Genomic DNA, 26,423 nt, shown 5'->3' on the forward strand with positions numbered 1-26,423 from the left:
TCCTCCTTGCTTACTTCGTTTCGTACCACGTATGTCCTGCGCCCCCATCGACGCGTAGCGGTACGGATAGTTCGACGGTCTGCTCCATCGCTTGTTTGACAAGCGCTTGTAAAGCGTCGAGTTCCTCGTCTGGTGCTTCAAAAATCAATTCATCGTGTACTTGTAATAACAAACGCGCTTTCAGATCAGATGCCTGTAAGGCAGCATGAACATCAAGCATCGCTTTTTTAATGATATCCGCAGCCGAACCTTGAATCGGCGTATTGATCGCTGTACGTTCCGCAAAACCGCGTAAGTTGAAGTTTTTCGAATTGATATCCGGAATGTTACGGCGACGGTTCATCAACGTTTCGACGAATCCATTCGCTCGTGCCGTTTCAATCGCCGTATCCATGAACTGTTTGATTTGCGGGAACAGCTCGAAATAACGATCGATGAACGATTGTGCTTCCTTCCGCGTGATGTTCAAGTTTTGTGACAGTCCATAATCGCTGATTCCATAAATAATGCCGAAGTTGACGGCTTTCGCCTGACGCCGCATATTTCCTGTGACATCCTCCGGTTCAACACCAAAGACACTACTTGCCGTTTGAGTATGGATATCCTCATCATGTAAGAATGCATCGACAAGCGTCTGATCCTGCGACATATCGGCCATGACACGTAATTCGATTTGTGAATAGTCGGCAGCGTACAGTGACCAGCCTGCCTCACTCGGAACGAAGGCTTTTCGAATCTTCCGTCCTTCTTCGATCCGAATCGGGATATTCTGAAGGTTCGGATTGACCGAACTTAAACGACCTGTCTGGGCAATCGTCTGAGCAAAACGGGTGTGAATCTTTCCGTCTTCCTTGATGACTTTTTGTAAGCCTTCGACATACGTCGACTGTAATTTTTGGAGCTCCCGGTATAACATGATGTGATCGATGACCGGATGCAGCGGACGCAGTTTTTCAAGGACGTCTGCGGCAGTCGAGTAGCCGGTCTTTGTTTTCTTGAAGGCGGGCAGTTCGAGTTTTTCAAACAGAATCACACCAAGTTGTTTCGGTGAATTGATATTGAACGACTCACCTGCCGCTTCAAAGACCAACGTCTCAAGTTCTGTAAGACGCCCGGCAAGATCTGCTTGCATCGATTGGAGCGTCGCGACGTCGACACGAATCCCGGTCCACTCCATCTCAGCGAGGACACCTGACAATGGACGCTCTAGTGTTTCATACAGCTCATATTGCTGATTCGCCTTCAACTCTTCCCGGACTTTCGGGAACAATAACTCGATCATCCGTGCCTTTTCTGCAAGATAAGGATGTAATACGTCATCCGCTGGGGCTAGACGTTTGGCTCCCTTACCGAGGACTGCTTCTTCGTTCGGTGCCATCAATGCATAATGACCAGCAATTGAAGCGAGCGTCGTGCCGCCACTTAAGTTCAATAAGTAACCCGCTAATAACAGATCCTCATAACCGTTTAAGGTTAAGCCGTGCTTACGCAACGCGAATGCGACTTGTTTGGCATCAAGACAAACCTTCCGATGTTCCGACTCGATCCATTGGCGGAATGCCGGATCCTCGACCAGCGTTGGGGCAGCAACATAGATCGTGTCAGGCGTTGCGATCGCAAACCCGATGATGTCCTCTTCCATGTAATCCTCTCGCAACTGTTCAGCAAGCAACACCGCATCGGTGACGTCTTCAGGAAGTGAAGTGATCGTCACGACGTTCAACTGCTCTTTATCCTCTTCTTTGACGACAGGGGCGAATCGATTCGTCAACGACTTGAAGCCAAGCGACTGGAACAACGAATACGGCACTTGGGTATCAACGTCGCGAATTTGCAAATCATCTAGCGTCGTCTCGAGCGGGACATCGACTTTAATTGTCGCAAGTTCTTTCGATAGTCGTGCTAACTCTTCGTTCGCGATGACTTTTTCCTTCTGCTTACCTTTTAAGTCTTCAACATGTTCATACAGTCCTTCGACAGAACCATATGCCGAAATCAATTTAACTGCCGTCTTTTCACCAATCCCAGGAATCCCTGGAATATTATCCGACTTATCCCCCATTAACCCTTTCAGGTCAATCATTTGAATCGGTTTGAGACCACCATATGTCTCAGCGAACAGTTCCTCCGTCATGCACTGGACGTCCGTGATCCCACGCTTCGTGATCAAGACTTCGACCTTATCCGTGACAAGTTGAAGTAAATCTTTATCACCTGTGACGATCCGCGTCCGATCCGTCGGCATCGTTCGTGCGAGCGTACCAATCAAATCATCTGCCTCATAGCGATGGAGTTCCATCATTTGAATACCGAGCGCTTCACAGATATCCCGGACGATCGGGAATTGCTCACGTAGTTCGGACGGTGTCTTTTCCCGACTTCCCTTATACTCCTGATAGACATCATGACGGAACGTTTCACTCGAAGCATCAAAGGCAACGAGCATATGTGTCGGTTGTTCTTCCTCGAGCAACTTCAATAACATCATCGTAAAGCCATAAGCTGCGTTCGTATTTCGTCCTTGCGCATCCGTCATTGGTGGTAAGGCGAAAAACGCCCGATAGGTCAACGAGTTCCCATCAATCAATAGCAATTTATTTTCCATCATCTACGCCCCTTTAATCGATTTTCTGTTCCTATTGTATCACTCTACACACATTTGTTCGCTAAAAATGACCAAAAAAAGACGATTGACTCACGGGGAGTCAATCGCCAAGGGCATGACGACATGGGAGCTGATCCAGTCGCCATACAGATGATGAAGAAGGTACTTTCATCATAAGATACGTCTATTAAGGAAATGTGAATCCACTGTGAAATTCAGCCATGTTTTGGTAAACGAATCGTAAATGTCGTCCCTTTCTGCTCTTCTGAAGCGACTTCGATTTCACCATGATGAAGGTCGACGATGTGTTTGACGATGGCTAGTCCGAGACCCGTTCCCCCAGAATTGCGGCTTCTTGCCTTATCGACGCGATAGAAACGTTCGAAAATCCGTTGGGTTTCTTTCGGATGAATGCCAATTCCATCATCTTTGATGATGAGCTGGACAGACTCTTCCCCATCCTCGAGCTGAATCCAGACGTTGCCACCATTTGGCGTATAATTCAACGCATTCGCGACCAAGTTGACGACGACCTGTTTCAATCGATTCAAATCTGCCCGAATGAAGACTTCCTCTTCCGTTTCGATATGAATCGTCATCTCTTTTTCTGTTGCTCGTCGGTCCAGGAGTGCTGCCGTTTCCCGAACGAGACTTGTCACATCAACGATTGCTGTCTCGAGTTGATAATTATCCTGTTCTAGACGAGAGAGTTCAAGCAAGTCTTCCACCAATGTCTGCATCCGTTCCGACTCGTCATGAATGATCCGTAAAAATTGTTCTCGGACTTCCGGAACCTCTTGCGCACCATCGAGTAACGTTTCCGCAAACCCTTTGATGGACGTCAACGGTGTCTTTAATTCATGGCTGACATTCGCGACGAAGTCTTTACGCATTTGTTCCAGTTTTTTGATTTCCGTGATGTCGTTAAAGACGACGGTCGTTCCCTGCACGCGACCGTTCTTATCGAAAATCGGAGCGGCACTGACCATGAACGTCCGACTATTGATGCCGAATCGCACACTCGACTGCTTTCGATTTGGTTTTTCCGTCAGATAGACATCTTCAATCACCTGGCTCATCTTTTCGTTTGGAAGTACACGATAGTACAGCTTCCCGCTAGACGGTTCATGAATGTTGAACATTTCCCGATACGTCCGGTTGACGAGCAGGACATAACCTTTTTCATCAATCAACATGAGACCGGCTCCCATGTACTCGATCAAGGATTCAAGACGCGCCCGTTGCATCGCTTCACCAGACGATGCGTTCTCGAGATTGCGCGCTAGTAGATTGATGGAGCGCCCTAAATCGCGTGATTCGTCGGGTGCCGACAACTCATAGACGCGTGACTTGTAATTTCCATGCGACAGTTCGTGCAGGACATCAGTTGCCTCCGCGATCGGTCGAAGGAATCGTTTCGTCGACCGATAAATCGTCAAGAATATAACCAATAACGACGCAACTAGAGAAAGGATGATGACCGTCCAAATCCGTGAATAAATGACGTTTAAGTCTTTTGCGTAACGAATGAAACTGACGTACACCTCGCCACCGTCCGCTGTCGGAACAGGCTTCGTGAATTGGACGACACTGTCATCTGTTTTCGATTCAAACGTCCCCTCATCAGGAATCGCTGAAAAATTAAGAGTCGCGACTTTTAGTTTCGTCACATCAACCGGTGTACCAGCAATGATCTCACCCCGACCATTGAATAAAATCATGTCGAAGTTCGATTCAGCGTACAATTGATTTACGTACTGGGCCATCTCCGAAACATCGCGTCCTTGTAAGATTGTCTCGACAAGAGAAGTCTCATCCATCAATTTTTCTTTTTCATTTTGGACATAGAACTCTTTAAAGGATTGCCCAAGTAAGAAACCGAGTGCAATTAGCACGAGACTGATGAACGAAAACATTTTGAAGATGAACCGCTTGCGATACTTACTCATTCCGGTTTCGGCTCCTCCATCTTATACCCGAGACCACGAATCGTTTTGATATAAATCGGTTTTTTCGTATTCGGCTCGATTTTTTCACGAACATGACTAATGTGCACATCCACGATTCGTGTATCGCCGACGAAATCATAGTTCCAGATTGCGGATAACAGTTGATCTCGTGTCAGGACACGTCCCTTATTTTTAGCAAGATATACGAGCAATTCGAATTCTTTAGGTGTCAGTTCAAGACGCTCTTCTGCTTTGAAAGCTTCGTAGTTATCTGGAACGATCTTGACATCACCAATCATAATCGTCCCATCCGTCACTTCTTCCGAAGGTGTTGTCTGATGACTCATTCGTCGTAAAATTGCTTTCACACGGGCGACGACTTCACGTGGGCTAAATGGTTTTGTCAGATAATCGTCCGCACCGAGTTCAAGACCAAGGACTTTATCGAACTCATCATCCTTTGCCGTCAGCATCAAGATCGGCGTATTGATTTTCTGTTGGCGTAGCCGTTTACATACTTCAAGACCGTCGAGTTCCGGCAACATGAGATCCAGTACGATCAGTGCGGCATCTTGTTTTTCCGCTAATTTTAAACCTGACATCCCATCATGTGCCGTTTCGACGATGAAACCAGCCTGTTCTAGATTAAACTTCAATAGTGTTGCAATCGACAATTCATCATCTACCACGATAATTTTATCTTTCAAACCTTGCATCCCCCTCAAGTTTCGTTCTTTCGAATGAGGAATTCCGTGGAATCCGCTTCGTCTGTCTTCATCTTACCGACTTTCACAGGAAAATCACAAATCTTTCTGCTGTTTCTTTACACAATCTTTAAAGGAGATGCCGAATCCAACTAGATCGTTCGTGTAAAAGCTAATAAAATGGGGAAACAATACATATCGTTAATTGTAGGAGGTAGAATGTATGGAATGGAACCATCCCCTTTTTGCAGCCATCACGGCGTGGTTCATCGCTCAAGCAGCGAAGCTTGTCACGAGTTTGGTTCGGACACGAAAGTTCGACCTGGAAATCATGTTTGCTTCCGGTGGTATGCCTAGTTCACATAGTTCGACTGTCGTCGCCTTAGCCGTTGTCATCGGTTTTCAGGAGGGCTTCTCGTCTTCGATTTTCGCACTGGCTGTCATCTTTGCGACAATCATCATGTATGATGCGACCGGTGTCAGACAAGCAGTCGGTGTTCAGGCAAAACTACTCAATGATTATTTCAAAGGAATTCGCCATGAGACTCCTCTCCTGAATGAGCTCGTCGGTCATACCGAATTTCAGGTGTTCGTCGGTCTGTTACTCGGACTAGCCGTCGGTATTCTGTGGCCCGTCTTCTTCTTTTAATCCTATGATGTACAACAGCCCATCCAAAAATCGGATGGGCTGTTTGAGTATGATAAAGCTTATGGTTTCAAGACGACCTTGATACATCCATCTGTCCGATCATTAAATGTCTGATAGGCAGAAGCAGCATCATCAAGTGCCACTCGGTGTGTCACGATATCCGTCGGATCAAATTCTTGATTGATGATTTTCTGGAACAGTTCCGGCATCAAATGAACGACTGGTGCTTGTCCCATTTTCAGCGTAATATTTCGGGTAAAGAAATCGCCAAGCGGAAACTGATTATATTTTTTAGCGTAGACGCCTGTCAACTGCACAGTACCAAATTTCCGGACAGCGTCCTTTGCAATGTCAATGGCACTCAACGTTCCACCTTGCAGACCAATCTTTTGTTCAATTTTTTCTACAGGGGACATCTTCCCATCAAAACCGACGCAATCAATGACGACGTCTGCTCCACCTTGTGTTAGCTCTTTAATATACGCACCACTTTCTGCGTGATCCGAGAAATTTACTGTCTCGACTTTATTCGTGACTTTAGCATGATTTAATCGATACACTTGATCATCCACCGCAATGACTCGCTTTGCTCCTTGCATCCATGCAAATTTTTGTGTCATTAGTCCAACTGGTCCTGATCCGAGTACGACGACCGTATCTCCTTTTTTCACACCCGCATGCAGGACACTCCAATACGCCGTAGGTAAAACGTCAGATAAGAACAATAATGCCTCATCTTCTAATTCGCATGATTCAGGAATCACGAGTGGCATGAAATTCCCGAACGGAACTTTTAAATATTCCGCCTGACCACCGGGATGTCCACCAAACTCTTCTGTAAAACCGAAGTACCCACCTGTATCGACATGGGGATTTCCGTTCGAGTTATCACATTGACTCTCCATATCATGTTCACAAAAGAAACAGTGACCACAAGCAACATTAAACGGTAACACGACGCGGTCGCCACGCTTGACCTTCGTCACACCTGGTCCAACCTCTTCAACGATGCCCATCGGTTCATGACCAATGACATAATCTTTGTGAGCCGGCATATTTCCTTGATAGATGTGTAAATCTGATCCACAAATTGCAGTCGATGTGATTTTGACGATGATATCATCGTTTTTATCAATCGATGGATCCTGGACTTGTTTGACTTGAACATCTTTTGCTCCTTGGTACGTTACGGCGCGCATGTGGCATCCCCCTTAGTGGAATAAAATGACGTACCTTTGTCCTTACCCTAATACAATCATCTTTTCTACATGTTTATTAAAATTGGAACTTTTCGCCTATGTGTATCGTATGTTGTGAAAAACACACTTTACACAATAAACCTATGAATGAAAGGAGGCACTCACGTGGCACGATGCACCGTTTGTCGTCAATCCTGGTCTGCTCGAACAATCTATCGTTTAATCTGGTCTGCTCACGGACTGCCCTGTCCACATTGTCAAAACTCACAACACCTACATATGGAACACCAAGGTTACTTCCTTCGAATCGGATACTTGATTCCTTGGCTGACGTTTCTTCTTATACTGGTCTGCCCTTGGTATGCCAAGTTATCGCACTATGCTTCTCCTCATCGATTATGACGAGATGAAAAAAGACGAGCTTGTCGAAAGTGACAAGTTCGTCTTTTTTTAGAATCAAGATTTTAATAAGTCGAGTACAGAGCGGACTGTAGAGGCAGAACGATTCAAAGCCTCTTGCTCCTCAGTCGTCAGTTCGAGTTCATAGACATGCTCGACACCGTTTCCGCCAAGAATGACCGGTACACCGAAATACATATCGTCATATCCATATTCGCCTTCGAGATAAGCAATGGCAGGTAGAATACGTCGCTGGTCCTTCAAGATCGCCTCGACCATCTCAGCAATTGCTGCTGCCGGTGCGTAGTAAGCGGAACCGTTTCCGAGTAACTGAACGATTTCACCGCCGCCTTTACGTGTTCGGTCAACGATCGCATCTAACCGCTCCTTGGATATCAGTTTCTCGATTGGAATACCTCCCGCCTGAGAATAGCGCAGTAGTGGCACCATGTCATCCCCGTGTCCGCCGAGTACGAATCCCGATACATCCTTTACAGAAACGTTCAGTTCCTCTGCTAAGAATGTCCGGAAGCGTGCTGTGTCGAGGACACCGGATTGACCGATGACACGCTCTTTCGGAAAACCAGATGCTTGATAGACCGTATACGTCATCGCATCGACAGGATTCGTCAAAACGATGATGATCGATTCCGGTGCATGCGCAACGATTTCCTTCGTCACAGCTGTCATGACGGCAGCATTCGTACTCACGAGGTCCTCGCGGCTCATACCCGGCTTCCGAGCGATACCGGCAGTGATGACGACGATATCCGCACCGTTGATGTCGGCATAGTTCGATGTCCCTTTTACTGAAGCATCAAACCCGAGGATCGGCGCTGCCTCTTGCATATCGAGCGCCTTTCCTTTCGTCGGATTCTCTTGCTCAGGTCGGTCGACGAGGACGACATCTCCTAGCTCTCGCTGAGCAAGATAGAGTGCTGTCGTTGCGCCCGTAAAGCCACTTCCTATGACTGCGATCTTCTTCCGTCTGTTCATCGACTCATTCCTCCTGATCGGATTACATGTTTTTGATGAGTTCGTCCGCGAATTCAGAACACTTCACTTCAGTCGCACCATCCATGAGACGTGCGAAGTCGTATGTGACGACTTTCGATTCAATCGATGTTTCCATCGATTTGATGATGAGATCTGCCGCTTCGTTCCAGCCGAGGTGACGGAACATCATTTCGCCTGACAAGATGACAGACGATGGGTTGACTTTATCAAGTCCAGCGTATTTCGGTGCTGTACCGTGAGTGGCTTCAAAGATCGCATGACCTGTCATGTAGTTGATGTTTGCTCCAGGTGCGATTCCGATACCACCGACTTGTGCAGCAAGTGCATCCGAGATGTAGTCACCGTTCAAGTTCATTGTCGCAACGACATCGAACTCTTTTGGACGAGTCAAGATTTGTTGTAAGAAGATATCAGCGATTGAGTCTTTCACGATCAACTTACCAGCAGCTTCTGCGTCTGCTTGTGCTTTATTCGCAGCATCTGTTCCTTCTTCTTCCTTGATGCGATCGTACTGGTTCCAAGTGAAGACGTGCTCTGCGTATTCACGCTCAGCAAGCTCATAACCCCAGTTTTTGAAAGCACCCTCAGTGAACTTCATGATGTTTCCTTTATGAACGAGCGTCAACGAAGCGCGTTTGTTCTCGAGTGCATATTCGATTGCTGCACGAACGAGGCGTTCTGTTCCCTCTTTTGAAATCGGTTTGATTCCAAGACCAGATGTCTCAGGGAAGCGGATTTTATTGACACCCATTTCGTTTTGAAGGAACTGAAGCAGTTTTGCAGCGCCTTCGCTACCTTCTGCGTATTCGATTCCTGCGTAGATGTCTTCAGTATTTTCACGGAAGATGACCATGTCTGTATCTTCTGGGCGTTTAACCGGTGAAGGAACACCTGTGAAGTAACGAACTGGACGAAGACATGTGTACAAATCAAGCTCTTGACGTAGAGCAACGTTCAACGAACGGATTCCGCCGCCGACTGGTGTCGTAAGTGGTCCCTTGATTGCGATGATGTGCTCACGAATGAGATCGAGTGTCTCTTCTGGTAACCAGTTGCCTGTTTTGTTGAATGCTTTTTCACCAGCGTAGACTTCTTTCCATTCGATTTTCTTCTCACCGTTGTATGCTTTTTCAACTGCCGCATCAAACACACGTACAGCTGCGTTCCAGATGTCAGGTCCTGTTCCGTCACCAATGATGAACGGAATGATTGGAGCGTTTGGAACTTGAAGTGTACCGTTAGTTACTGTGATGTTTTCGCCTTGAAGTGTAGCCATGTCTAAAAATCCCCCTTAAGTAATTGTAATCTACATCAAAAATCAGGAGAGGATTGCTCCTCCCCGTCCTTTTAACGTTCTTCGATGGACACGTATGTCCGGTGCGTTTCACCCGTGTAGTCTGCACGCGGGCGAATCAGACGGTTATCGCTATACTGCTCTAAAATGTGCGCCAACCAACCTGACATCCGACTTACTGCAAAGATTGGAGTGAATAGTTCTGTATCAAGTCCAAGTGCATGGTACGTAGAAGCGGAATAGAAATCAACATTTGGTTTCAATCCTTTTTCCGATTGGACGATTTCGTCGATCTTAACTGACATCTCATACCATTTCGGCTCCCCGATTTGAGCAGTCAGCTGACGACTCATTTCTTGAAGATGCTTCGCACGTGGGTCGCCGTCCTTGTAGACACGGTGACCGAAGCCCATGATTTTTTGCTTGTTCTCAAGTTTATTATGAACATACTCGTCAACCTTTTCAACCGAATCAATTTCTAACAACATCTTCATGACGGCTTCGTTCGCGCCACCGTGAAGTGGTCCTTTTAATGCGCCCATCGCTGCCGTCACACCTGAGTAGACGTCAGAGAGTGTCGCGACACACACGCGTGCTGTGAACGTCGAAGCGTTCAACTCGTGGTCAGCGTGAAGAACGAGCGCTTGGTTAAAGGCTTTTTCTGCAACTTCCGTTGGCTCTTCACCCGTCAACATGAACAAGAAATTTCCTGCGTATGAAAGACCTGCTTTAGGTGCGATCGGCTCTTGTCCTTTTTTGATACGAGCGTAAGCTGTGACGAGTGTTGCGATTTGTGCCTGTAATTTGATGGCTTTAGCGTAATTCGCCTCAGTCGACATATCTTCCGATGTCTCATCGTAAAGCGCGAGTTGAGAGAGCGCTGTTCGAATCGTCGCCATCGCATTCGCCGACTTCGGTGCTGCCTTCATCGTTTCAAGAACGGCAGTCGCAACCGTTGCTTCGGAAATAAGTGCTTCCGATAGTTGCTTCAATTCCTCTTCTTTCGGTAGACGGTCGTTCCACAACAAGAAGACGACTTCCTCAAATGAGGCGTGCTCCGCCAAATCATCAATCGTATAACCGCCATACGTCAATTGACCATCGATGATCGAACTGATTTTCGATGAAGTCGCGACGATTCCCTCTAAACCTTTAGTTTGCGTCATGACAATAATCCCCCTTTTTTTCCCCAGAAATTTAAAACGCTTTCATTTCCGTATTGAAAAAAAGACGTCCACTCAAGAGTCGTTCCCCATGCTTGTAGCGCTGTACTCTTGAATAGACCATCTTGTTTCTGTTCTTAGTATAAACAAAAATACCCAAAAAGTGAATGAACTTGCATACTATTATCAAAAAATTAATTCAGTTACTTTGCTGATTCGGCTCATCCTGTGAACGCTTTTGCGATGACATCCCACATTCCGATGACGAGCGCCGCGATTCCAGCACCAATCAATGGTCCGACCGGTACCCCACGGAAAAGTCCTACTGCAAGAATCGTTCCAGCTAGCAAGGCTGTCGTCACGAGTGGATCTTCTTTCATCAGTCCAACACCGTGTGCCGCGACGATTGCAACAAAAATTCCTGATAAAAATGAGATGATGCCGATATGTCCCCGAATACTTTGGAGCAACTCCTTAAATCCGATATCCCCTGCTGCAATCGGTACGAGGATCGCTGCCGTGATCAATGTGACGCCCCACGTGATTCCTTTTGCCTGCAAGGAAGGAAACAGTCTACCATCCAGCCCGATTGCCTTGATGATCAGCAGGAAGGCTGCAGCAATGATTAATGATTTATTTTGTGCGATGACCCCGATGAAGACGAGGGCAATCAAAAAAAGATAAGCTTCCATACGTCCTCCTCATACAAAAAAAGACGGACATGACCTAAGTCACGTCCGTCATGAATGGATTATGCGTTATATAGTTTACCTGTCAATGGATCGATTGAGATCATTTGACCGTCTTTGAAGACTGTCAATGCATCTTCGACACCAACGATGACTGGTTTACCGAGTGATGGTCCAACGATTCCAGCATGGCTTGTCAATCCGCCATCAACTGTGATCATCGCTGCAGCCATCTCGATTGCAGGCATCATGTCACGATCAGTTGAGTTCGTAACGAGGATCATGCCTGGCTTCGCTTTCGAGTTTGCTTCTTCAGCATTGTTTGCGATGACGACTTCGCCAACGACTCCACGCTCACCGATCCCACGACCGTTTGCGATCTCTTTACCGACGATGTGGATTTTCAACATGTTCGTTGTACCAGCAGTCAAAGCAGGAATACCTGCTGAGATGACGACGAGATCACCATCTGTGACGAAACCAGCGTCTTTTGCTGTGTCCGCAGCAAGTGTCAACATGTCATCCGTGTTGTCTGAAAGATGATCAACGACGATTGGGTACACGCCCCATACGATGTTCAACTGACGTGCGACACGTGCGCTTGGTGTAACAGCGACGATGTTTGGCTCTGGACGGTATTTCGAGATACGTGCAGCCGTGTAACCCGATTGTGTCGGTGTCAAGATTGCTTTTGCGTCCAAGTTGATTGCAGTGTGCGTAACCGCTTGAGCGATTGCATCCGTCACTGTGTGCTCACTACGTGTCTGACGATCTTTCAACAAGAGCTTGTAGTCGAGCATTTTTTCTGTACGTTTTGCGATCGAGTGCATCATTTGGACAGATTCGATTGGGTAGTCCCCTGCTGCTGTCTCACCTGAAAGCATGATTGCATCCGTACCATCAAGAATCGCGTTCGCGACGTCTGATGCTTCAGCACGTGTTGGACGTGGGAAACGTTGCATCGAGTCAAGCATTTGTGTTGCTGTAATGACTGGTTTACCGAAGTCGTTACAAAGCTTGATCAAGTCTTTTTGAGTTGGCGTGACTTCTTCCGTTGGAATCTCGATACCGAGGTCACCACGCGCTACCATCAAACCGTCCGAAATCGCAAGGATTTCTTCGATGTTATCGACACCTTCTTGGTTCTCGATTTTCGGGAAGATTTTGATGTGGCTCGCGTTGTTTTTCTCAAGCAATTGACGAATCGCAACGACGTCTGACGCACGGCGCACGAAAGATGCCGCGATCAAATCGATATCGCTCTTGATACCGAACTCGATATCCGCAATATCTTTTTCTGTCAAAGCAGGAAGGTTAACCTTCACGTTTGGCAAGTTAACACCTTTTTTCGTCTTGATGACGCCTTCGTTTTCGATTGAACAACGAAGCTCACGGTTCGGAAGTTTTTCAGTGACACGAAGACCGATGAGACCGTCATCAAGCATGATCATCGAACCAACTTCGACGTCATCATAGAGTCCTTCATACGTGACAGAGAATTTATCTTTCGTTCCGACGATTTCGTTTGCGTCTCCGCTAACGATGATGACTTCTTGACCACGTTCGAGAAGCGCTTTTCCTTCTTCAAACGAATGTGTACGGATTTCTGGTCCTTTCGTATCAAGAAGAATCGTAACGATTTTGTTTGCTTCTTTCGCTGCACGACGGATATCCGTGATACGTGCACCGTGTTCTTCATAATCGCCGTGTGAGAAGTTCAAACGAGCGACGTTCATACCTGCTTCAATCATTTCTGGAAGACGTTTTTCTGACGCCGGTCCAATCGTACATACAATTTTAGTTCTACGCATATTCCATAAACCTCCTACGGTGTTTGGCCAAGTGCTCTTGTCCATTCCAATCCTATCGACGTTCGTTAAATCGAAAGCTGTTTTGAAAGCTCGAGAATATCAAGATCCAGCTCATGTTTATTTTCGTCGAGTGCCTCATCGATGTCGAGATCGATCATCTTACCACCACGTACACCTACGACACGTCCTTGTTTTCCTTGAAGTAGGATTTCGATGGCATGCGCCCCCATCCGACTTGCAAGTACACGGTCCGCTGCCGTTGGTGCTCCACCACGTTGAACGTGACCAAGAACCGTGACGCGTGTGTCGAGACCTGTTTCTTTTGCGATCGCGTCTCCCACGTCCTGAGCACGGCCTGCACCTTCAGCGACGATGACGATTGAGTGTTTCTTACCGCGATTGACACCACTTTGAATGCGATCGAGGACTTCTTTTAAATCTTCAGGACGCTCAGGAACAAGAATCGATTCTGCTCCACCAGCAAGTCCTGCATATAATGCGATATCACCCGCATCGCGTCCCATGACTTCAATGACATACGTCCGCTCATGCGACGATGCCGTATCACGGATTTTATCGATCGCTTCAAGCGCCGTGTTGAGCGCTGTATCAAAACCGATCGTATAGTCCGTTCCAGGAATATCGTTATCGATCGTACCTGGAAGTCCAATTGTCGGGAAGCCAAGTCCCGTCAATTTTTGGGCACCACGATACGACCCGTCTCCGCCTACGACGACGAGTGCATCAATTTCAAATTTCTTAAGATTGACGACCGCTTTTGCTCGTCCTTCTTCTGTACGGAACTCAGGGCAACGTGCTGAACGTAGGAACGTTCCGCCTCGTTGAATGATGTCACCGACTGACCCAAGGTTCAACTGGACGATGTCCCCGTTGATTAATCCTTGATAGCCGTTATAGACACCAAATACTTCTAAGCCATGAAAAATCGCTTTACGCGTGACAGCACGCACCGCGGCATTCATACCTGGTGCATCGCCGCCACTCGTTAAGACAGCAATCCGTTTTAAACTCACGTTAATCACCTCTCCATTAATCTGAATCTAAAATAGCACGTTGTTTTCTTGTTTTACAACAGGGCAGATTGCATAAACTTTCACTTGTTTTTTCATTACCGATTCCGGAAATGAGGAATATCAATCATGATAGCGATTACATGGTGTTTATGTGCCAATTTGGTGATATTTTTCGGTCCGCTGATCAATGAGCTCTTCCTTGGTCAGATGAACCAATGATTCAAGCTTCTGTACCAATACAGTTTTTAATTTATCCGCCTGTAATGACACATCGAGATGCGCCCCTCCGACGACTTCTGGAATGATGGCATCCGCGATCCCGAGTCGTAATAAATCAGGTGCTGTGATCTTCATCGATTCTGCCGCTTTCTCCGCAAGACTTGCATCTTTCCATAACAATGCTGCAGCACCTTCAGGAGAGATGACCGAATACGTTGAATTCTCGAGCATCAAGAGTTGATCACACACTCCGATTCCTAAAGCACCACCTGATCCACCTTCACCGATGACGATCGAGATGATTGGAACCGTCATGCCAGCCATCTCAAATAAGTTTTTCGCGATGGCCTCACTCTGACCACGTTCTTCTGCCGCACGTCCTGGGTAAGCCCCTTTCGTGTCGATGAACGTAATGATCGGTCGATTAAATTTCTCCGCTTGTTGCATGAGACGTAGTGCTTTTCGGTACCCTTCCGGATGTGGCATCCCGAAATTACGACGAATGTTTTCTTTTGTATCTTTTCCGCGTTGATGACCGATGATCGTCACCGGACGACCATTCAGTGTTCCGATTCCACCGACGATTGCCGCATCATCATATCCATGACGATCGCCATGCAGTTCGATGAAATCTTCACAGATGGATTCAATGTAATCGAGTGTCGTTGGACGTTCTGGATGACGTGCCAATTGAACACGATTCCACGCTTTCATATTCCCGTAAATATCGAGTTCTAACCGATGAAGGCGTTCTTCAAGAAGTTGGAGTTCTTCCTTGAAGTCTAGACCTTGTGTTTCCGCCATATCATGGAGCTCAAGAATTTTTTCGCGTAACGCGATGACTGGTTGGTCAAATGGTTGCATGGTTCGTTCCCTCCGCATGTAGCTTTAAGATTCGCGTATAGTACGTTTTCAGATCATGTCGTGATACGACATCGTCCAGTTGACCTGCTTGTAATAAGAATTCTGCTGTTTGGAAATCTTCCGGTAGTTTTTCACGTATCGTCTGTTCGATGATCCGTCGACCTGCAAATCCGATCAACGCCCCCGGTTCAGCGATGTTAAAGTCACCGAGCATCGCAAAACTTGCTGATACCCCGCCGGTCGTCGGATGAGTCATACAAGAAATATAAAGTAGTCCAGCATCTGAATGCTGTTTTAAGAAGAGACTCGATTTCGCCATCTGCATGAGACTAACCATTCCCTCTTGCATCCGTGCTCCACCTGAAGCGGAGAAAATCGTGACAGGTAGACGATGTTTCGTTGCGTAACGAACCGCTTCAGAAATCGCAGCACCAACCGCTGCACCCATCGAACCCATCCGGAATCGTGCATCCATGACACAAGCGACGAGTGGGTGACCATTCACATTCCCGACGCCACAGACGATCGCTTCCTCAAGACCCGTTCTGACTTGGTCGCCCTTTAATTTTTCCGGGTAATCCTGGAATCCAAGCGGATCCGCTTGAACTGCCGGTAAGTCGAAATACGTCACCGAACCTTCATCGAATAATTGCGTAAAACGTTCTTGCGCGGTCAACGGGTGATGATACCCACATGAACAGACACGTAAGTTCGCCTCCAGTTGTTTCGTATATTGGATTAATTTACATTTCGGACACTTCGTCATTAGGCCAACTGGCACATCGACACGCTGCTCCTTCGAAGTCAGCGTGACGAACTTTTTAGGTTTTCGAAAAAATGCTTGCACGTTCAGTTCCCCCTTGTCATCCTATGGGCGGTTCAAGAGTTGTTCCCGTTCCGCCTGCGTATAGAGTTCCCCTTGACCGAAGCTTTTATGGAAGGCATTGACTTGTCGCCAGATTCGTTCAAACAAATCGTTATCGACCGTCTGAATCAACGTCTCACGAAACGCTGCATCGGATGATACGACTGGTGCAAGCACCGAAAGGTCATCCAGCTGCGCGAGCGCTGCTTGCTCAAGCAAGCGGAGCGTTCCTGCCAAGTCTTCGAACTTCGAATCGCCAGTCACTAAGAATTGAGCGATGATTTGAATATAGGTATGATCGTCACGGTTCAATAGAAAGCTTCCGCCTCCATGTCGTGTCTCGACGATCCCTAAATAAGCGAGCGTCCGTAATGCTTCTCGTACGGACGGTCGACTGATGGATAGTCGTTCTGCCAGTTCCCGTTCCGATGGAATACGGTCTCCTGGAACTAATCCATCTTGTTCGATCATCAATTTAATCGCCGCGATATTTGCTTCAAACGCATTTCGTTTCTTCTCCATATCGATACGGCACCACCTTTCTGACCCTTCAGTCGGTTGCTTCAATCGGTGGCATTGGTCAGACCAATTACCCCTTATTATAACAAATCTTATTACCTAGTACTAGTTTGAGCGGGGGACATTTTTCAGGACAACATGATCCTCGCCAAACCGAATACGTAGCCGAGCTAGTAATTCCTCATCATGCTGAACTGCATAAAGCGGCGGTAATGATTTCGTCTCACGTGAATCCGCGTAGCGGACGACGACTGGAATATCGCCTGGTGCCGCTTCAAGCAACTGTTCAAGTGCGGCCAGCTCATTTTTCGATGTTAACTTGACGAATAGCACATCTTGTCCAAGCGGACGGAGACGTTCCAAAATGAACTGACGCTCCCCTTCGCGATCCTGCACCTTTAATTCAATCAATAAGACGTTTCCTAAATAAAGTGATCGACGGAATCGTTCATATTGATTCGGGAAGACGACGACCTCTTCATTCGAATACCCATCGACTGCCTGAATGACCGCCATCGTTTGACCGCGTTTCGTCTTGAACTCTCGGATCTGATCAATATAACAGACTAAATAGTGTGTTTCCGAACCGACGCCAAGGTCATGGAAATAAGCAGATTCAACCGGAGCTTTCATTGCTGTCGTCAACGGAGAATACGTCAACCAGAATCCAAGCGCTTCCCGTTCTAATCGTGCCCAGTCGGAATCACTTCGTTTCGATGACTTCTGTGTCCGGCGTTTCCCGAGGGTTGCCAGTTCGTCCGGAAGTAATGTATTCGATGACTCGGTGAAATACTCGAGTACCTCTTGTTCGGCGAGTCCGCGATCGCCGTGCGTCGCTCGGTCTAGCGCACCACTGTAGAGTAACAATTCAATTTTCGCGCGCTCCTTCTTGCCCCATCCGATGTGGGTTAACAGATCAGCAATCGTCGCCGTGTGCTTCGATGCTTCCTTTACACGCTCGAACTCTCGCTCGGAAATACCTTTAATCACATGGATACCGAGTCGAATCCCTTTGCCTTCTAGTGAAGAACGGTAATCGGAAATCCAGACATCCGGCGAGTGGACAGGGAGACGTCGTTCGCGCATCAATCGGACGAGACGCTCCGGCTGTTCGACCGAGACGAGCAAGAAAATGTGCGGGAAATGCGCTTTGATGTACCCGAGGGCATAACTAATCTTTGAATAGGCGACCGCATGGCTTCGGTTGAATCCATACCCAGCGAATCGCTCAATTTGTTCATAGAGTGATTGTGCGATCGCATCATCGAATCCATTCGACTTTGCTCCTTTAAGAAAACGAACCCGTTCCTGTTCGAGCGAATCCGTACTTTTTTTAGAAATCGCACGTCGTAATAAATCTGCTTGTGCGAGTGTAAATCCAGCTACTCGACGGGTGATTTCCATGACTTGTTCCTGATAGACGATGATGCCATACGTTGGTGCAAGTACGTCTTCTAATACGGGATGCAACATCTGATAAGGTTGACCAGCTTTTCGTTTCGCGTACAGATCAATGAATTTCATTGGTCCCGGACGATAGAGTGACATCGTTGCCACCAAATCTTCGAACCGATTCGGTTTGACTTCGCGCAACGTCTGTTTCATACCTGTCGACTCGAATTGGAAAATATCATCCGTCTCGGCGCGGGCAAAGACTTGGAATGTCGCGCGGTCTTCTTCTGGAATTTGCGTGAGCGTAAAGGATGGCTGTTCTCGTCGAATCAATTCTTCCATCCGACGCAAACGACTGAGATTTCGTAATCCTAACAAGTCAATTTTCAACAATCCTTGACGTTCCAATGCCTGCATCAAAAACTGCGTCACATAGCGTTCATTTGGTCCCGTTTCAACGGGTGTCGTCTCGACGAGCTGTTCAGATCCAATGACGACACCGGCCGCGTGAACCGAACGTTGTCGCGGGAGACCCTCGACCGCTTGCGCTAGTTGCAACAGTTGCCGGCGCTTTTCGCTTCCAGAGAACCAGCGATATGTCTGTTTGTTTTGTTCAATCCCTTGTAACATCGTTGATTTTCCAAGCTGTTTGACCGCAGCATCTAACTCATCCTTCGAAAACTCTAGCGTCCGTCCGACGTCTCGCAAAGCGGCTTTGGCACCGAGCGTCGACAATGTACCGATTTGAGCAACGTGATCTTTTCCGTAACGCATCACGAGATCCTCTAATACTTCTTCGCGTCGTTCATCTTCGATATCGATATCGATATCCGGCATGGAAATCCGCTCAGGGTTCAAGAATCGTTCGAATAGTAATCCATATTTCAATGGATCCACCGTCGTGATCCCAAGCGCATAGCTGACAAGTGATCCAGCTGCTGAGCCTCGACCAGGTCCAACGAAAATGCCTTTCGCTTTTGCACTACGTACGAGTTCTTCAACGATTAAGAAGTAATCAGCAAATCCCGTCTTATCGATGACTGATAGTTCATAAGCGAGACGTTCCCGCGCTTCGTTACTTTCATGACCATGTGCCAGTAACCCTTCCTCAGCACGTTTCCGTAATAACGCATTCGAGTCTTCCGCGATACGTGGCAGTGGACGTTGTTGAAACGGTAATTCCAAGCGTTCAGATGTCGTAGCAAACTGCTCCGCCATCGTAATTTCTCGCTCGGTAAAGTCTTCGAGTAACTCTTCCCGGGTCTTTAAATGCATCAGACGATCTGTCTTTTGGTCTTGGAACGTCGTCGCCTCACCAATCGCACGTATTGCTTGATACGCTGACGCTTCATCTCGACGAATGTAACGAACAGGATCGACTGGGATGGTCTCAACACCAAGCGCTGCTGCTACTTCGCGGTAACGCGCACGACTCTCTCGTTCGACCGTTGAGCGACTAGAGGTCACGCCCATATATGTACGCGCTCCTTGAACGTGTCCCATCCATTGAACGAAGGAACGACGTAGACGCGTCGCATCTTCAGAGGCTTGACGCAGTGGCACGAGCACCGCAATCAGTGATGAAACTTCAGTCTCCTCTTGTTGACTGGCTAGTCGATACAGTTGACGCAGTCCATCAGAAGAAAAAGCAAACCATAAGATACAAAATTCTTCTTCTTCGATTCGCTGCTCCCATCCGACGATCGGTTGCATATTTCGACGCTGACATGCATCGATGAATGCGGGAACTCCTGTCAATGTCGTTTCACAGATGACCGCTCGTCCGATGTGTCGACGGACTAGTTCATCGAGATAGGGCTCGATTCGAACTAAACTCTGCAATGGACTAAACTGCGTTCGAACATTTATATGCATCTTCCATTCTCCTTTCTCTTCTGATGGATGTTTTTAAAAGTTTTCAGAACATTCATATCTAACTGACTCAAGTACTCGCCATCTGATTTATTATTCGATACAATAAGTATAGAAATATCATGACGGGTACGGAAGGAGCGTTTCTCATGATTTTGAATCGCAGTCAAATCGCACGTGAAAAAGTCGAACAATTAAAGCTCGGTGTTACCGCTTTTACTGAAACGGAAGAAATCGCTGAGAAGATTCGCAAATCTGTCGCTGAACTTCAACTGAATGTCATTGAAGATCACACAGATCGTGGCGTTTGGTTCATTCCGCAAGACGAAACAAAAACGCAATAAGCGTAAAAAGGCTGTTCGCTTCGCTTCCTCAATGAGAGGAGTGAGACCGAGCAGCCTTTTTCCATTTAAAACTGGAAGTTAGCAGCGACCTCGTCCAGACGACGGATGACACGTTCGACCTCACTCAACTGTCCAATCGTTGCACCAGACGCCATCGGATGTCCACCACCATTGAATTCTTTTGCTACTTCATTGATGACGGGACCCTTCGAACGAATCCGGACGCGAACCTCCGTGTCCGTTTCAAGGAACAATGCCCAACACTTCATGCCTTTTAAACCGGCAAAACTATTGACGAGCAACGATGCTTGCTCAACCGTCGCCCCGAACTGCTTCAACGTATCTTGTGTCAATACGACATAACCGACACCTTGATCCGTCAATTGAATATGTTGAAGGACATATCCTTGTAAATGAAGCGCTGCAAGTTCTGTTTCGTACATATTGCGATACAACCAGTCCGTATCGATTCCTGCATCAATCAATTGCGCAGCGACTTCAAATGTTCGTTTCGTCGTACCACGGAATTGGAAACGTCCTGTGTCACCGACGATCCCAGCGTAGAATTGAATGGCAGCTGATGTTGGAATCTCGTATCCCCATTCGTTCAATAAATGAACGAGCAATTCCGATGTCGAACTCATCGTCGTATCGACGAGTTGCACTGGTGCGTATGGATCTTCATCCGGATGATGGTCGATTTTAATGACGTCTTTTCCTGTCATCGCAACCTTCCCGTCAATCCGCGCTTGATTCGCTGTATCCAGAATCACGACTAACGCCTCTTTGTATAATTCATCGTCTACTTGATCGAGCTCTCCCATGAATGACAATGATGTCGCCATCTCTCCGGCCGTTAATACCGTTTTGCTAGGGAATTGATATTGTAACGTCAATTGCAAACCGAATTGACTACCGAGTGCATCGGGATCTGGACGTTCATGACGATGAATGATGATCGTATCTGCCGCTTCAATCATTTGTTTGATTTGCTCTTTCACTGTGCACAGCTCCTCTAATCTTGATATGATATGAGATGAAGACAAAAAGGAGGTCCTTTTAACATGCAATTCATCCTCATCGCCCTCATCGTTTTCTCGCTTGGTGGGTATTTGTTAGCAAAACGCCGCGCGTTCCATACGAAAAGCACGAACCGAAAATACTTGTTCAATACGCAAGCGAGCATTTGGTTGAGCTTGTTCGTCATCCTATTCGCCGTCAACCAGTTCGTTTCCGGAAACGGATTAACGACACTCGTCGGGAAAATCGTTTGTTCCATTTTAATCATCGTCGGTGTTGCTTCATTCATCGCCGGATTCATCCGTTACAAAAAGATTTATCCGTATGTCGTCCGCGAGATGGAGCAATCCTGAGCTAGATTCAGAGGAACCGAAGTCCATTGACTTCGGTTCTTTTTGATTCATTTAACGATCGATGAGTTGGGATGTCACGAGTGCCTTCGCAACGATTTGTGTGCCTTGATACATCTCGACATCGACTTTCCCGAATTTTCGACCGACGTCAAAGACATTCGCCCGGATCGTTACCGTGCTCTCGATTTGAACAGGTTTAATGAAATAGATGCTGACGTTCTCGATGACAAGGTCACCTTTTTTCATATGGCGCAACATTCGCGTCGCTCCTTCGACTAGAAGCGTCGTCAACACCCCACTCGAAGCAGTCCCCATGAAGTTCGTCATTTGCGGCGAGACCTCAAGCGATAAGTACGGTCCCCGTTCGTCCTCTGCCGCCTTGATCTGTCCTGTAATTAGATCGTCGAACGTCTCTCCGACTTGTGGCTGACGATTCGCGAGTTGCAGTGCCTTGAGGACGTCTTGACGGCTAATGATCCCGAGCAATCGACCGTACTGGTCGATGACCGGTAACATCTCGATTCCTTCCCAGACCATCTGATGCGCAGAATTCGTGACACTCGTTCGAATACCCACCGTGATCGGATGACGGGTCATGACTTTTTCAACAGCCCAATCATGCGGACGGTCAATGATGTCCTTCGCTGTCACGACACCGACGACCTTCATTTGTTCATCGATGACGGGATAACGGTTGTGTTTCGTCTGCTCATTCAACTCGTGCCAGCGTGAAATCGGATCCGTCGTCTGTAAATAGAACGTATCATGCAACGGAATTAAAATATCCGAAACGAGTAAAATCTCCTTTTTGATCAATCGATCATAAATCGCACGGTTGATCATCGTCGCAACCGTGAACGTATCGTAGGACGTCGAAATGATCGGCAACTCCATCTCATCCGCTAATCGTTTTGCATCCTCCGTCGTATCAAAGCCACCGGTAATCAATACAGCAGCTCCTGCTTCAAGCACGAGTTCATGTGCTTTTTCGCGGTTTCCGATGATGACGAGACTATCGACATCGATATAGCGCATCATGGCTTCGAGCTTCATTGCGCCAATGACGAATTTCGTCAGCGTCTTGTGTAATCCATTTCGACCACCGAGCACCTGACCGTCAACGATGTTCACGACTTCCGCGAATGTCAGCTTCTCGATATTTTCTTTTTGTTTCTTTTTAATCCGAATCGTTCCGACTCGCTCAATCGTCGAGACGAACCCTAAATTTTCTGCTTCCTTGATGGCGCGATAAGCCGTCCCCTCGGATACGGTCAAATCCTTCGCGATTTGTCGGACGGAAATCTTTGTTCCGACATCAAGATCTTCGATATGTCGAATGATCTGTTCGTGTTTCGTAGGCATACTGTATCCCTTCTTTTCCTTTTTTCTACTCTCCTGTCATTATACTGTACTACTCTAAAGATGAAAACGTGTACTAGTCTGATTTACGATAAATGTTTTTCGAACCGGACGATGATATACTTATGTAGAAAATGAGTAGAGAGGTGGAATCATATATGAGCGAACGTACGAACCAAATCAGTGAATTCCTGAAAGAACAAGGAATCGACTTAGCCGTCGTCACTTCGAAGGCAAATGTCTTTTATTTCTCAGGAGTCTACGCTGAACCCCACGAACGTGTCATGGCGGTCCTCGTCGATGTAACCGGCAAACATGTATTATTCTGTCCGGCACTCGAAGCAAGTATCGTTGCAGCGAGTCCTTGGGAAGGAGACGTCGTGACGTATGAGGATCACGAAAACCCGTTTGATCGATTAGCAGAATTATTCGCGACATTCGAACACTCGAATAACCGAATCGGTATCGAAGGGGAACACATGACGTTCAGTCGCTATCAGGAACTAAGCTCACGTCTCGAGAACGCAGCCATTCTTGATATCGGTGAGTCTTTACAAGCGCTTCGTCTGAAGAAAACACCGGAAGAAATCGCTATTCTTCAAGAAGCCGCAGCACTTGCGGACGAAGCAATCGAAATCGGTAAACAAGCGATTCGCCCGGGGATCACGGAAATCGAAGTCATTGCGGAAATCGAATATGAAATGAAGAAAAAAGGTGTCCGCGAGATGTCATTTGATACGCTTGTTTTATTTGGTGCAAACAGTGCTGATCCGCACGGTGTACCCGGCGACCGTGTCATCCAAGAAGGCGACTTCGTCTTATTCGACCTCGGCGTCGTTTGGAAAGGCTACTGTTCCGATATTACACGGACCTTCATTTATGGCGAAGCGAACGAAGAACAGAAAACAATCTATGAAACGGTTCGTCAAGCACTTGAAGCCGCGACAGAAGCGAGTCAGATCGGCACGACACTCGGTTCATTAGATAAGGCAGCCCGTGACGTTATTACAAACGCTGGCTACGGACAGTACTTCACGCACCGTGTCGGTCATGGACTTGGAATCGAGGTTCATGAATTCCCGTCTCTCGCGTCAAACAATCTACTGACGGCTGAAGCTGGTATCGTCTACACACTCGAACCAGGCATTTATGTTCCAGGTGTCGGTGGCGTCCGTATCGAGGATGATATTCATCTCACTGCGGAAGGTCCAGTTGCGTTAACTCGCACACCCAAACACCTTCAATCCATTCCGTCATCTTAACTCAAGACAAACACCTAATCCATCGCTTGGATTAGGTGTTTCTGATTATAGACAAAATGTCTGACTAAAAAAAATGTCTCGTCTTTTCACGCCCTTTCCTCAGGCGAGACACAAGCCAGTTTTCCCGCTTCATTCAAGCAGGAAAACGGGTCTTGTTTGTCTCTGACAGCGCAAAATTGCGCTTTTTCCTGTAGGAGTGGCGTGTGACGCGTCATTCTTTTTATACCGTAGGATCTGAGGAACGTTTTGTTCACTCGACATCGCTTCCTAGGGAAAAACAAGCAAGAGCGACCCTGCAGCGAAGCGAAGCGGCGCGATGCTTGTCCCAGGAAAACGATTCGAGACGAACAAAAAAGCGCAATCCTTCTCGTTAGAGAAAAATTGCACCTTATCTTCAGTCTCAAACATCTAATCCATTGCTTGGATTAGATGTTTTTGCTTATTTACGGGATTGATGGACGACATTGACGCCACCTGTCACATCGAGGATTGCTCCCGTGATCATACTTGATTCTTCTGCCAACAAGAAGGAGATCGCGCGAGCGATATCTTCCCCAACTCCCGTTCTTCCGACCGGCGTCGCCTCATCTTGCTCCGCTTCAGAAATCAACTTCGTCTTATTGTCACCGACGATGTTTCCTGGGTTGACCATGTTGACCGTGATGCCGTGCTCGGCCTCTTCAAGCGCTACACTCTTCGTCAAACTCACCATCCCGCTTTTAGCAGCAGCGAACGCTGCCCGGCATACCCATCCTGGCGCTGTTGCACTCTCTGGAAAGCCATACGTAATGATTCGACCATAGGCTTGCTTACGCATGACGGGTAATACTTGACGTAACAGCCAAAAACTAGCTGTCAGATTCCCAGTGATCACTTCATTCCATTCCTGATCAGTATAATCCACTAATGCTTTTCGTTCGAATATATAAGGTCCTGCATTAAGTATCAACGCATCAATCCGACCTTGCTCGTTGATTGCTTGTTGGGTTGCGCGTTCCAACTCTTCTTGGTTTGTCACATCCGCTTGAATCGTCATGAGATTCGGATGTGTAAATTCGGGTTCGGAACGATGAAACGCTGTCACTTTCCAACCTTCTTCCAGCAACTGGCGTGTCACTCGTTCTCCCAGTCCTTTTGTACCTGCTGTAATTAACGCGTGCCTCATCTTGGCATCGCCCCCTTTCACTGACTCCATCTTACGACGGAACGGAAAGGAAGAACAATTTTTAGAACTCACTGAATGTTTCGTCCGCTCCCAGTAAGAGAATGGTATAATTAGGGTGTACTCATCATATCGATTACGAAGGGATGGATTCATCATGGCAATCGTCTATCATAATGTACTCGTAGCAGTAGATGGCTCAAAAGAGGCAGAACGTGCCTTCGAGACGGCAATCGATGTTTCATTGCGAAATGATGCAAAATTGATCATCGCACACGTCATTGATACACGGACATTCGCAACAGTTGAAGCCTATGACCGCACCATCACGGAACGCGCCGAATCTTACGCGAAGGAATTGCTAGACGAATATGTCAAGACCGCTCAAGATCGCGGTGTACAGGAAGTCGAAGTAGCGATTGAATACGGTTCACCTAAAGTAACGATCGCTAAAAAACTTGCTCCTAATCACGATGCCGATTTAATCATCTGTGGCGCAACTGGTTTGAACGCTGTCGAGCGTTTCTTCATCGGTAGTGTCTCTGAAAGCATTACGCGTTACGCAAAATGTGACGTCTTGATCGTCCGGTTATGAATCACTCTTCTACAAAAAGCCTTTCTCCCTTCATTTCAAAGGAAGAAAGGCTTTTTTGACGACCTACTTAATCAAAAAACCATC

At 47.1% G+C, this 26,423-nt stretch carries 22 protein-coding genes; 5 read left to right on the plus strand and 17 right to left on the minus strand.

The genetic code is table 11. The annotated features are described in order from the left end of the window. Nucleotides 1-10 precede the first annotated feature (10 nt). The 3 genes from polA to KNQ03_RS05300 form a co-directional block, all read right to left on the minus strand. Complete coding sequence (polA, locus tag KNQ03_RS05290) at nt 11-2,608, minus strand: DNA polymerase I (protein ID WP_214723786.1); 2,598 nt, start codon at nt 2,606-2,608, stop codon at nt 11-13. Nucleotides 2,609-2,820: 212 nt separating this feature from the next. Further along, nucleotides 2,821-4,554, minus strand: coding sequence for a two-component system histidine kinase PnpS (gene pnpS / locus KNQ03_RS05295; RefSeq protein ID WP_214723788.1), 1,734 nt, complete (start codon nt 4,552-4,554; stop codon nt 2,821-2,823). Beyond that, nucleotides 4,551-5,270 (minus strand): response regulator, encoded by a 720-nt coding sequence (locus tag KNQ03_RS05300; RefSeq protein WP_371743236.1) that lies wholly within the window; start codon nt 5,268-5,270, stop codon nt 4,551-4,553. Before KNQ03_RS05300 ends, pnpS begins: the two co-directional genes overlap by 4 nt. A 211-nt stretch (nt 5,271-5,481) precedes the next feature. Between KNQ03_RS05300 and KNQ03_RS05305 the strand changes: the two genes are divergently transcribed. Then, the gene (locus tag KNQ03_RS05305) at nt 5,482-5,907 is read left to right on the plus strand and encodes a divergent PAP2 family protein (RefSeq protein ID WP_133207611.1); all 426 of its coding nucleotides are present in this window, start codon (nt 5,482-5,484) and stop codon (nt 5,905-5,907) included. Between the two features lie 59 nt (nt 5,908-5,966). Here the strand turns inward: KNQ03_RS05305 and KNQ03_RS05310 are convergent, their stop codons facing one another. The 11 genes from KNQ03_RS05310 to dnaE all read right to left on the minus strand — a co-directional run bounded on the left by KNQ03_RS05310 (nt 5,967) and on the right by dnaE (nt 20,247). Next, complete coding sequence (locus KNQ03_RS05310; RefSeq protein WP_035396552.1) at nt 5,967-7,106, minus strand: zinc-dependent alcohol dehydrogenase; 1,140 nt, start codon at nt 7,104-7,106, stop codon at nt 5,967-5,969. A gap of 456 nt (nt 7,107-7,562) precedes the next feature. Further along, nucleotides 7,563-8,501 (minus strand): malate dehydrogenase, encoded by a 939-nt coding sequence (mdh, locus tag KNQ03_RS05315; RefSeq protein ID WP_050677650.1) that lies wholly within the window; start codon nt 8,499-8,501, stop codon nt 7,563-7,565. A 22-nt stretch (nt 8,502-8,523) separates the two neighbouring features. Next, nucleotides 8,524-9,798 (minus strand): NADP-dependent isocitrate dehydrogenase, encoded by a 1,275-nt coding sequence (gene icd / locus KNQ03_RS05320; protein WP_149427711.1) that lies wholly within the window; start codon nt 9,796-9,798, stop codon nt 8,524-8,526. Between the two features lie 71 nt (nt 9,799-9,869). After that, nucleotides 9,870-10,982: a citrate synthase gene (gene citZ / locus KNQ03_RS05325; protein ID WP_047393546.1), complete on the minus strand. Its 1,113-nt coding sequence runs from the start codon at nt 10,980-10,982 to the stop codon at nt 9,870-9,872. 218 nt (nt 10,983-11,200) lie between these two features. After that, nucleotides 11,201-11,671: a DUF441 domain-containing protein gene (locus tag KNQ03_RS05330; RefSeq protein WP_023469036.1), complete on the minus strand. Its 471-nt coding sequence runs from the start codon at nt 11,669-11,671 to the stop codon at nt 11,201-11,203. A 59-nt stretch (nt 11,672-11,730) separates the two neighbouring features. Then, complete coding sequence (gene pyk, locus KNQ03_RS05335) at nt 11,731-13,479, minus strand: pyruvate kinase (RefSeq protein WP_050677653.1); 1,749 nt, start codon at nt 13,477-13,479, stop codon at nt 11,731-11,733. Between the two features lie 65 nt (nt 13,480-13,544). Continuing rightward, on the minus strand, nt 13,545-14,513 hold the full coding sequence (pfkA, locus tag KNQ03_RS05340; RefSeq protein WP_029342336.1) for a 6-phosphofructokinase: 969 nt from the start codon (nt 14,511-14,513) through the stop codon (nt 13,545-13,547). Nucleotides 14,514-14,660: 147 nt separating this feature from the next. After that, entirely contained in the window at nt 14,661-15,596 is a 936-nt protein-coding gene (gene accA, locus KNQ03_RS05345) for an acetyl-CoA carboxylase carboxyl transferase subunit alpha (protein ID WP_023469039.1), read from the minus strand. Further along, the gene (gene accD, locus KNQ03_RS05350; RefSeq protein ID WP_023469040.1) at nt 15,583-16,443 is read right to left on the minus strand and encodes an acetyl-CoA carboxylase, carboxyltransferase subunit beta; all 861 of its coding nucleotides are present in this window, start codon (nt 16,441-16,443) and stop codon (nt 15,583-15,585) included. Before accD ends, accA begins: the two co-directional genes overlap by 14 nt. 21 nt (nt 16,444-16,464) lie before the next feature. Then, complete coding sequence (locus KNQ03_RS05355; protein ID WP_050677654.1) at nt 16,465-16,983, minus strand: FadR/GntR family transcriptional regulator; 519 nt, start codon at nt 16,981-16,983, stop codon at nt 16,465-16,467. 102 nt (nt 16,984-17,085) lie between these two features. After that, nucleotides 17,086-20,247, minus strand: a complete 3,162-nt coding sequence (gene dnaE / locus KNQ03_RS05360) for a DNA polymerase III subunit alpha (protein WP_214723792.1) — start codon at nt 20,245-20,247, stop codon at nt 17,086-17,088. A gap of 146 nt (nt 20,248-20,393) precedes the next feature. Between dnaE and KNQ03_RS05365 the strand changes: the two genes are divergently transcribed. Beyond that, entirely contained in the window at nt 20,394-20,588 is a 195-nt protein-coding gene (locus tag KNQ03_RS05365; protein WP_023469043.1) for a YtzJ family protein, read from the plus strand. A 65-nt stretch (nt 20,589-20,653) separates the two neighbouring features. Here the strand turns inward: KNQ03_RS05365 and KNQ03_RS05370 are convergent, their stop codons facing one another. After that, on the minus strand, nt 20,654-21,589 hold the full coding sequence (locus KNQ03_RS05370; RefSeq protein WP_214723794.1) for a DHH family phosphoesterase: 936 nt from the start codon (nt 21,587-21,589) through the stop codon (nt 20,654-20,656). Nucleotides 21,590-21,652: 63 nt separating this feature from the next. Here KNQ03_RS05370 and KNQ03_RS05375 point away from each other — a divergent pair, with 63 nt between their 5' ends. Then, nucleotides 21,653-21,961 (plus strand): YtpI family protein, encoded by a 309-nt coding sequence (locus tag KNQ03_RS05375; protein ID WP_023469045.1) that lies wholly within the window; start codon nt 21,653-21,655, stop codon nt 21,959-21,961. Nucleotides 21,962-22,012: 51 nt separating this feature from the next. On the opposite strand, the gene KNQ03_RS05380 is transcribed toward KNQ03_RS05375, so the two are convergent. Next, a complete protein-coding gene (locus KNQ03_RS05380; RefSeq protein WP_023469046.1) occupies nt 22,013-23,323 on the minus strand; it encodes a DRTGG domain-containing protein in 1,311 nt (436 codons plus the stop codon). Nucleotides 23,324-23,478: 155 nt separating this feature from the next. Between KNQ03_RS05380 and KNQ03_RS05385 the strand changes: the two genes are divergently transcribed. Continuing rightward, the gene (locus KNQ03_RS05385; RefSeq protein WP_214723796.1) at nt 23,479-24,582 is read left to right on the plus strand and encodes a M24 family metallopeptidase; all 1,104 of its coding nucleotides are present in this window, start codon (nt 23,479-23,481) and stop codon (nt 24,580-24,582) included. 439 nt (nt 24,583-25,021) lie between these two features. Here the strand turns inward: KNQ03_RS05385 and KNQ03_RS05390 are convergent, their stop codons facing one another. Next, nucleotides 25,022-25,747 (minus strand): SDR family oxidoreductase, encoded by a 726-nt coding sequence (locus KNQ03_RS05390; RefSeq protein WP_050678578.1) that lies wholly within the window; start codon nt 25,745-25,747, stop codon nt 25,022-25,024. Between the two features lie 154 nt (nt 25,748-25,901). On the opposite strand from KNQ03_RS05390, the gene KNQ03_RS05395 reads away from it, so the two are divergent. Further along, complete coding sequence (locus KNQ03_RS05395; RefSeq protein WP_029342342.1) at nt 25,902-26,339, plus strand: universal stress protein; 438 nt, start codon at nt 25,902-25,904, stop codon at nt 26,337-26,339. The last annotated feature ends 84 nt before the right edge of the window (nt 26,340-26,423 follow it).

It is taken from the genome of Exiguobacterium sp. s143 (genome assembly GCF_018618895.1).
GTDB classification, from domain to species: domain Bacteria; phylum Bacillota; class Bacilli; order Exiguobacteriales; family Exiguobacteriaceae; genus Exiguobacterium_A; species Exiguobacterium_A abrahamii.